The sequence below is a fragment of the Polaribacter sp. YIW18 genome (genome assembly GCF_057219325.1).
On sequence record NZ_JBXVVE010000009.1, the window covers coordinates 97,285 to 104,784 of the forward strand.

Here is a 7,500-nt window from a genome sequence, read left to right on the forward strand (position 1 = left end):
CCACAATATATGAAGATAGAAAACACAAAAGCACAAATGAGAAAAGGTGTTTTAGAGTACTGCATTTTATCCATTTTAAAAAATGGAGATGCTTACACTTCTGAAATACTTTCAACTCTAAAAAATGCAGAAATGATTGTGGTAGAAGGCACGATTTACCCATTATTAACCCGTTTAAAAAACGCAGGTTTATTAACCTACAGATGGGAAGAATCTACCTCTGGCCCCCCAAGAAAATATTACGTTTTAACAGAAAACGGAGGCATGTTTTTAAAAGAATTAGACAAAACATGGAGCAATTTAGTTAACGCAGTAAACCAAGTAATTAGCACAAAAACAACTTCAAATGAATAAGACAATAAATATAAATTTAGGCGGATTTTTCTTTCATATAGATGAAACTGCTTATCAAAAATTAAAAAGATACTTAGAATCTATCTCTAGATCTTTAAGTGAAGATCCGCAGGGAAAAAACGAAATTATTGCCGATATAGAAGCACGTATTAGCGAGCTTTTATCAGAAAAAATAACAGACGTAAGACAGGTTGTAAATGAAAGCGATATTGAAGATATTATTGCAATTATGGGACAACCAGAAGATTATGCAGAAGCAGAAGAAACCTATTCTGATGCCAATTACGCTTCCCAAAAAAATAACGTATCTGGTAAAAAACTATTTAGAGATGGTGATGACAAGTTTTTAGGTGGTGTTGCTTCTGGTATTGGACACTATTTTGATATTGATGCAATCTGGATACGTTTAGGCCTATTAGCCTTATTTTTTGGAGCTGGTTTTGGTATTATTCTTTATATCATCTTATGGATTTTATTACCTGAAGCTAAAACCACTGCTGAAAAATTACAAATGGAAGGCGAACCTGTAAATATAGATAACATAGAAAAAAAAATTAGAGAAGAGTTTACACATGTTTCTGAAAATGTAAAAGATTTTGCCAACAATGCGTCTTTAAAAATTAAAGATGGTGCAAATGAGTTTTCAGAAAAAATAAATAAAACTTTTTCAGCAAAGACAAAAAAAAATAATGGTATAGAAGATTTTTTAAATACTATTGGTAACCTATTTCTAGTGCTCTTTAGAGTTATAGGAAAGTTTATAGGTGTTATTCTAGTATTTATAGCTGCTGCTGTTATTTTATCTCTAATTATTGGAGGGTTTTCTGTAGGTAGCATAGAGTTTTTAAACATCGATGGCAATTTTATAAACTATCCGCATTTTTTTTATGATGCTAGTTTACCAAAATGGGTGTTAACTATTTGCTTGTTTACCTTAATTGGTATTCCATTTATTGTACTGTTTATTTTAGGATTAAGAATTTTATCAAGCAATGTAAAACAGTTTAGCAAAACCACTTCTTTAACATTATTAGGTATTTGGTTAATTGCCTTATTAGCTATCATTTTTACAGGAATCGAGTTTGGTACAACCCATGCTAATTATGGTAAATATGTAGAAAAACAAGAGCTAAATATTACTAAAAAAGATACACTAATCTTAAAAATGGTAAATGATGATAGCATTTATTACAGACATAATCTAAAAAGAACCTATAGTAAACAAGAAGTAGAAATAGAAAATACTATAAAACTGTATTCTAATTATTTACGAGTAGATGTTGAAAAAAGTAATACAGATAAAGCTTATTTTGTAATACAAAAAGAATCTTATGGTAGAAGTAGCATTAAAGCTCGTAAAAATGCAGAACAAATTAATTACAAATACAACTTTACAAATAATCAAGTAGTATTAAACGCTTTCTTCTTATCAGATGTAAAAAATATTTTTAAAGATGAAGAAGTAAAAATCACCTTCTTTGTTCCTGAGAAAACCACAGTATATTTTGATAATTCTATGAGATATTTTTTAATGAATGTTAGAAATAAGGATGGTATTGATGAGAGAGAGATGGGGAATCATCACTTTAGAATGAAAAAAAATTATTTAGAATGTACAGATTGTAAAAAGGAAGAAGAAAAAATAGAAATTAAAGCAACTATATAATTACAACTCAACCGAAACAATCAACAACTGGGCTACTAAATTTAGAGGGTAAGCGTCTATTATGAGATATTTACCATCAAAATTAAAAGCATTATTATGAAAACAGCAATCAATCGAATTTTAACAGTACTTTTTATAACTACTTTACTTGCATCTTGTAGTGTAGGCATGTTTAACAGCGTAAATGGCAACAGAAATGTTGTAACAAAACAACGAACTTTACAACCAGATTTTATGGGGATTAACGTAAGTAATGGTATCGATTTATACATCTCTCAAGATGATAATACGGCAATATCTGTAGAAGCAGATGAAAATTTACACGACATCATTGTTACTGAAGTTGAGAACGGAATTTTAAAAATATACACAGAAAAAAATATTTGGCAAGCAAAGGCTAGAAAAGTATTTGTTACTATAAACCAATTAAACTCTTTAAAAGCCAAAAGTGGAAGTGATGTGTATGGAGAAGGCATTATAAAAGCGAATGAAATTGCCCTATCTAGTTCTAGTGGTGCAGATATAAATATAGAAATTGATGCTAAAAATATATCTACAAGCGCTTCAAGCGGTGCTACTATAGAAATAAGTGGAAAAGCTATCAATCATGCATCTAATGCTGCAAGTGGCAGCTCTATAAATGCCTATAATTTAAAAAGTAACAATGTAATTGTAAGTGCAGCAAGTGGTGCCGATATAGATGTTTTTGCTTCAGAAAAAATAGAAGCAAAAGCTTCTAGTGGTGGTGATGTAGATTTTAAAGGAAATCCGAAAAAAATATCTAAGAAAAGTTCTTCTGGTGGAAGCATTTCTCAAAAATACTAATTGGAAATTAAAAAGGGTGCTTAATTATAAGCATCAACCTTATACTGAATAAAAATTTATTAGAAAGCTAACTTCTAATATAGTTACTAATACTTGGTTTTATTAGTTTACTTGGTAAGACGCTGTTTTTTTTTAAAACAGCGCTTACTTTTTAGTATGTTTTTAAAATTTCTAAAAAAGTAGTTCTATCAATTTCTTTGGCGCCCAAACTGGCTAAATGATCAGTATAAACTTGGCAATCTATTAATTGATACTTCTTGTTTTTAACCAAATGGATAAAGGCTAATTTAGAGGCATTAGAAACTTTACTAAACATACTTTCGCCACAAAAAACGCCATTAATTTCCAAACCATAAAGACCACCAACCAATTCTGCGTCCTTCCAAACCTCTACAGATTTTGCAATTCCTTTTTTATGTAAGTTAATGTATGCTTGCTCCATATCATTTGTAATCCAAGTACCCAAATCATCTTTTCTATCGATACTTTTACAGTTGTAAATCACCTGTTCAAAAGCTTTGTTTTCTGTTATTATATATTCTTTTTTTTTGATGATTTTCTTCATGGATTTAGATACTTTTAAATCATTTGGAAACAGTACCATTCTTTCAAAAGGGCAATACCAAATAATAGGATCTCCTTGAGAATACCATGGGAAAATTCCGTTTTTATAAGCATGAATTAATCGTTGTTCAGACAAATCGCCACCCAAAGCAATAATGCCTTCTTCTGTTGTAAATTGATATGGTGGAAATGCAATAGTATCTGAAAGCCAAATCATTTAAAATCTATCTTTTTTTTTGCAAATTTAACCATTTCACAAAAAACAGTTAATCTATTATAATACACGCAATTTATTTAGAATTAGTTCTTACTTTTGTAAGCTCATTAAAACGCTATTTTTTTGAATAAAAAGAAGAAAAAAAGGAAAAAGAACACTGCTTTTATTGGCAAAAGATTACATATTTACTATGGCAGAACAGGTTTTTATCTATTTGTTTGGGAAAGTTTAAAAAGAGCTTTTTTACCTATTGTTTTGGTGGTTTTACTCTTATTTTTATTTAATAAGTATGTTTACGATGTTAATGAGGGTTTAGAAACTATTACAGAAACTTTTTCTAGAATTGGTATTTTAACTACTTTTTTTATTTCAGAAACACTTTTGGGTTTAGTACCACCAGAAATGTTTATAGCCTGGACTAAAAAAACTCCAGAACCGATTTTAAATTTATCCATCTTAGCAACACTATCTTATTTTGGTGGTTTATTGTCTTATTTTTTAGGTAAAATGACTTTAAAAATACCTGCTGTAAAAAAATATTTAGAAGTAAAAATGGCTGCCAATTTAAAAAACACTAAAAAATGGGGTGGCTTTTTAATTTTAGTAGGTGCATTATTACCTTTACCTTTCTCAATAGCGTGTTTAGCTGCAGGTATGATTAAATATCCTTTTAAAAATGTGGTTGTTTTTGGGGTATTTCGTTTTTTACGATTTGCAGTTTATGGGTGGGCAATTTTTAAAGTAGTTACTTAATAGTTTACATTTGTATTATGGGATTAACAAACAACGATATTTTTAAAAAATTACGTGTAGCGCATAAATTGCGAGATACAGATATTATAGAAATCTGCAAATTGGTAGATTTTAAAGTAAGTAAAGGTGAATTAGGGGCTTTTTTTAGAAACGAAGACCATCCAAAGTATATGGAATGTGGTGATCAAATTTTAAGAAACTTCTTAAATGGCTTAATTATACATTTACGTGGGCCAATGCCAAAGAAAGACGGTAGTCGTTAGTTTTTAGTTTTTTTTAATAGAAAAACTGAAACTGACTAATAATAAAAAAGAGTACAATTTTAAAAATTGTACTCTTTTTTATTGATTATTATTGTCTATCGTCTAAAGACTACTGACTATTTTAGAATGGTAAATCATCTGGTTCTTCGTCAGAAACTTTACTTGCTGGCTCAAATTGGTCTACTGGAGGTAAATTTTGATTTTGAGATGCGGTTTGAGATAAGTTCTCAATTCTCCAACCTTGTACAGAATTAAAGTATTTCGCTTCACCTTGTGGGTTTATCCACTCTCTACCTCTTAAATTAATAGAAACTTTTACATCTTGGCCAACATTATAGCTATTTAACAAATCTGTTTTGTCTTGCACAAACTCAATCATAATCATTTGCGGATATTGCTCGTCTGTAGTAACAACTAATTCTCTTTTTCTAAAACCATTAGAACCAAAAGTTTGTACCTCTCCAATTAATTTTATTTTCCCGATAACTTCCATAATATAAATCTTAACTATTTAATTAAAAGCACTTTCCAAGCACTTTCTACATCATTTTTATTTAAAAACTCTTGCGCAAATGTATGTTTTTTTAGGGTTTCTAACCCAATAAATTGCGGATGTTCTTTTGCAAAGTTATTAACAGTTTCTTTTGTTGGCAACTGTTCTACATTACCTAACATACCTAAATTATTGCCTGTTAAAATAGGACTATTTCTAATTTCTTTGGGTATTTGATCTACACCAATCCCTAAAGTACGAATGGGTTTGGGTATTTCAAAAAAGCCATCTCTTGCTCTAGAATAGTAGCTACCTCCTGCTCTTGCAACCAAATCTATTTTATGTTGATCTATGCCTCCATTGGCATCTAAAACATCTTCAGAAATATGCACTTTTACAACTTCGCAAATAATTAAATTTCCTGCTCCAGCTTCATCACCTGTAAAAATAACATCATTTACTTTACACTCTAATTGCACAGGAGATTCTGCAACTCTAAATGGTTTTATTTTGTCTGATTTTAGCATGGTAAATCCTGCTTTTTCAAACTCGTTTACACCTGCTGGATACTCTGTAGAACTTAAAGACATTTGTTGTACAATAGCATAATTTACAATATTGATAACCACTTCTTTTGTAGCCAAAACATTCTCTAAAGTATGTTTTGTAGTATTATCTCTAACTCTTCTTGCTGGAGAAAATATTAAAATAGGCGGATTTGCTCCAAAAACATTAAAAAAACTAAATGGTGATAAATTGGGCTTGCCATTAGTATCAATTGTGCTAGCAAATGCGATGGGTCTTGGTGCAATACTACCTAATAAATAACTATGTAATTTTCCTGTTGATATTTCTTTTGGATCTATACTTAACATAAAAATTGTAATTTTTTAAAATGTCTATTAAGGCCCAATTGAGAACTATATCTTTTAACCGTACCAAAAAAACATTTGTTTAGTAAAAAAATGTCTTGTAAAGATACTATCAAATTAACAAATGAGTTATATCCTTGAAACCTTTATATTTGTTTTTATGAATTTTACAACCAATACCTTTTTCTTTAAAAGAGTTGCTGTTTTAACTTCTTTGGTTATCGTTTCTCTCGTTTTATGGAATACGTTTATCTTTTTCCAAAAATTTAAGAAAGAAGAAAGAATTAAAATAGAAATTTTAGCAGCTGCACAAAAAGAATTGGCAACAAATTCCGATTTAAATGCAAGTGTAGATTTACCTTTAAAAGTAATTGAAAGTAGCAATAACATTCCTATGATTTTGGTAAATGCTAAAGGTGAAATTTTAGAGATACAAAACTTAGATCCTGTAAAGTCTTTAGATAAAAACTATGTAGCGAAACAGTTGCAAATTATGAAGTCTCAAAACAAACCCATAGAAGTAAGTTATAAGGGAAAAAACAAACAATTTGTATATTATAAAGATTCTGAACTACTAGACAAACTAACCTATTACCCAATTGCTTTAATTTTAATTTTAATACTATTTTTAAGTGTAATTTATTTATTTTACAATTCTAATAAAATTGCAGAAACCAATAAATTATGGACAGGAATGGCAAAGGAAACTGCCCATCAAATTGGCACACCTTTGTCATCTTTATTAGGCTGGATTGCCATTTTAAAAATGGAAAAAGTAGATAATAAGTATGTCGAAGAAATAGAAAAAGATGTTAGTAGATTAAACACTATTGCCAATCGTTTTTCTAAAATTGGTTCTACACCCGAATTGAAAAAAGAAAATATTGTTACCATTACAAAAACAGCTTTCGATTATTTAACATCTAGAAGTTCTAAGCAAATTTCCTCTACATTTTGGGCTTCAGAAGATGTTATTTACACAAACTTAAACACAGAGTTATTTGGTTGGGTGATAGAAAATTTACTAAAAAACGCTATAGATGCTATGTCTGGCAAAGGCAGTTTACAAGTAAAAATAGAAAATACACAGAAAAAAGTAAAAATTACAGTTTCAGATACAGGAAAAGGCATGCCTAAAAAAATGTACAAACAAATTTTTAAACCAGGTTTTACTACAAAAAAACGTGGTTGGGGCTTAGGCTTATCTTTGTCTAAACGTATTGTAGAAGATTACCACAAAGGAAAAATATTTGTCCAAAAATCTGAAGTTGGTAAAGGAACTACATTTGAGATGTTGTTGGAAAAGTTTTAAAAATTACAAAATATAGAAAGAGTAATTGTAGTTAATAAAAACCAAAAGTTTCTAATAACCTGAGTTCGATTAATAAAATGCAAGTTGATTTGTTTTGACTGTCTGGTATTTTATGGACGGCTTTTTAGGTAAAAAGCTATAGGCAATAAGCCCTGCAACAATATTAGACAAGAAATTAGTA

General features: G+C 29.5%; 9 protein-coding genes and 1 pseudogene. 6 read left to right on the forward strand and 4 right to left on the reverse strand.

Annotated elements, in window-relative coordinates:
* Nucleotides 1–9 precede the first annotated feature (9 nt).
* The 3 genes from AC2D6T_RS10425 (at nucleotide 10) to AC2D6T_RS10435 (ending at nucleotide 2,845) form a co-directional block, all read left to right on the forward strand.
* Nucleotides 10–354 (forward strand): PadR family transcriptional regulator, encoded by a 345-nt coding sequence (locus AC2D6T_RS10425; RefSeq protein WP_298947118.1) that lies wholly within the window; start codon nucleotides 10–12, stop codon nucleotides 352–354.
* Nucleotides 347–2,020 (forward strand): PspC domain-containing protein, encoded by a 1,674-nt coding sequence (locus tag AC2D6T_RS10430; protein WP_484681450.1) that lies wholly within the window; start codon nucleotides 347–349, stop codon nucleotides 2,018–2,020. Before AC2D6T_RS10425 ends, AC2D6T_RS10430 begins: the two co-directional genes overlap by 8 nt.
* Nucleotides 2,021–2,116: 96 nt before the next feature.
* Nucleotides 2,117–2,845, forward strand: a complete 729-nt coding sequence (locus AC2D6T_RS10435; RefSeq protein WP_484681451.1) for a head GIN domain-containing protein — start codon at nucleotides 2,117–2,119, stop codon at nucleotides 2,843–2,845.
* A 151-nt stretch (nucleotides 2,846–2,996) separates the two neighbouring features.
* Here the strand turns inward: AC2D6T_RS10435 and aat are convergent, their stop codons facing one another.
* Nucleotides 2,997–3,626: a leucyl/phenylalanyl-tRNA--protein transferase gene (gene aat / locus AC2D6T_RS10440; RefSeq protein ID WP_484681452.1), complete on the reverse strand. Its 630-nt coding sequence runs from the start codon at nucleotides 3,624–3,626 to the stop codon at nucleotides 2,997–2,999.
* A gap of 123 nt (nucleotides 3,627–3,749) precedes the next feature.
* On the opposite strand from aat, the gene AC2D6T_RS10445 reads away from it, so the two are divergent.
* Nucleotides 3,750–4,379 carry a YqaA family protein gene (locus AC2D6T_RS10445; protein ID WP_484681453.1) on the forward strand — a complete coding sequence of 210 codons (630 nt, stop codon included), beginning with the start codon at nucleotides 3,750–3,752 and terminating at the stop codon, nucleotides 4,377–4,379.
* A 17-nt stretch (nucleotides 4,380–4,396) separates the two neighbouring features.
* On the forward strand, nucleotides 4,397–4,642 hold the full coding sequence (locus tag AC2D6T_RS10450; protein WP_484681454.1) for a DUF1456 family protein: 246 nt from the start codon (nucleotides 4,397–4,399) through the stop codon (nucleotides 4,640–4,642).
* Between the two features lie 121 nt (nucleotides 4,643–4,763).
* Here the strand turns inward: AC2D6T_RS10450 and AC2D6T_RS10455 are convergent, their stop codons facing one another.
* Nucleotides 4,764–5,135 carry a DUF3127 domain-containing protein gene (locus AC2D6T_RS10455; protein WP_298947125.1) on the reverse strand — a complete coding sequence of 124 codons (372 nt, stop codon included), beginning with the start codon at nucleotides 5,133–5,135 and terminating at the stop codon, nucleotides 4,764–4,766.
* 14 nt (nucleotides 5,136–5,149) lie between these two features.
* On the reverse strand, nucleotides 5,150–6,010 hold the full coding sequence (locus tag AC2D6T_RS10460) for a flavin reductase family protein (RefSeq protein WP_484681455.1): 861 nt from the start codon (nucleotides 6,008–6,010) through the stop codon (nucleotides 5,150–5,152).
* Nucleotides 6,011–6,167: 157 nt separating this feature from the next.
* Here AC2D6T_RS10460 and AC2D6T_RS10465 point away from each other — a divergent pair, with 157 nt between their 5' ends.
* Nucleotides 6,168–7,319 carry a sensor histidine kinase gene (locus AC2D6T_RS10465; protein WP_484681456.1) on the forward strand — a complete coding sequence of 384 codons (1,152 nt, stop codon included), beginning with the start codon at nucleotides 6,168–6,170 and terminating at the stop codon, nucleotides 7,317–7,319.
* Nucleotides 7,320–7,388: 69 nt separating this feature from the next.
* Here the strand turns inward: AC2D6T_RS10465 and AC2D6T_RS10470 are convergent.
* Nucleotides 7,389–7,500 (reverse strand): annotated as a pseudogene (locus AC2D6T_RS10470) (IS982 family transposase); the annotation flags it as partial.

What these genes read in the sequence shown, in the direction of transcription:
- AC2D6T_RS10425 (WP_298947118.1), top strand. Translation starts at nt 10, where the DNA reads ATGAAGATAGAAAACACAAAAGCACAAATGAGAAAAGGTGTTTTAGAG.
- AC2D6T_RS10430 (WP_484681450.1), top strand. Translation starts at nt 347, where the DNA reads ATGAATAAGACAATAAATATAAATTTAGGCGGATTTTTCTTTCATATA.
- AC2D6T_RS10435 (WP_484681451.1), top strand. Translation starts at nt 2,117, where the DNA reads ATGAAAACAGCAATCAATCGAATTTTAACAGTACTTTTTATAACTACT.
- aat (WP_484681452.1), bottom strand. Translation starts at nt 3,626, where the DNA reads ATGATTTGGCTTTCAGATACTATTGCATTTCCACCATATCAATTTACA.
- AC2D6T_RS10450 (WP_484681454.1), top strand. Translation starts at nt 4,397, where the DNA reads ATGGGATTAACAAACAACGATATTTTTAAAAAATTACGTGTAGCGCAT.
- AC2D6T_RS10455 (WP_298947125.1), bottom strand. Translation starts at nt 5,135, where the DNA reads ATGGAAGTTATCGGGAAAATAAAATTAATTGGAGAGGTACAAACTTTT.
- AC2D6T_RS10460 (WP_484681455.1), bottom strand. Translation starts at nt 6,010, where the DNA reads ATGTTAAGTATAGATCCAAAAGAAATATCAACAGGAAAATTACATAGT.
- AC2D6T_RS10465 (WP_484681456.1), top strand. Translation starts at nt 6,168, where the DNA reads ATGAATTTTACAACCAATACCTTTTTCTTTAAAAGAGTTGCTGTTTTA.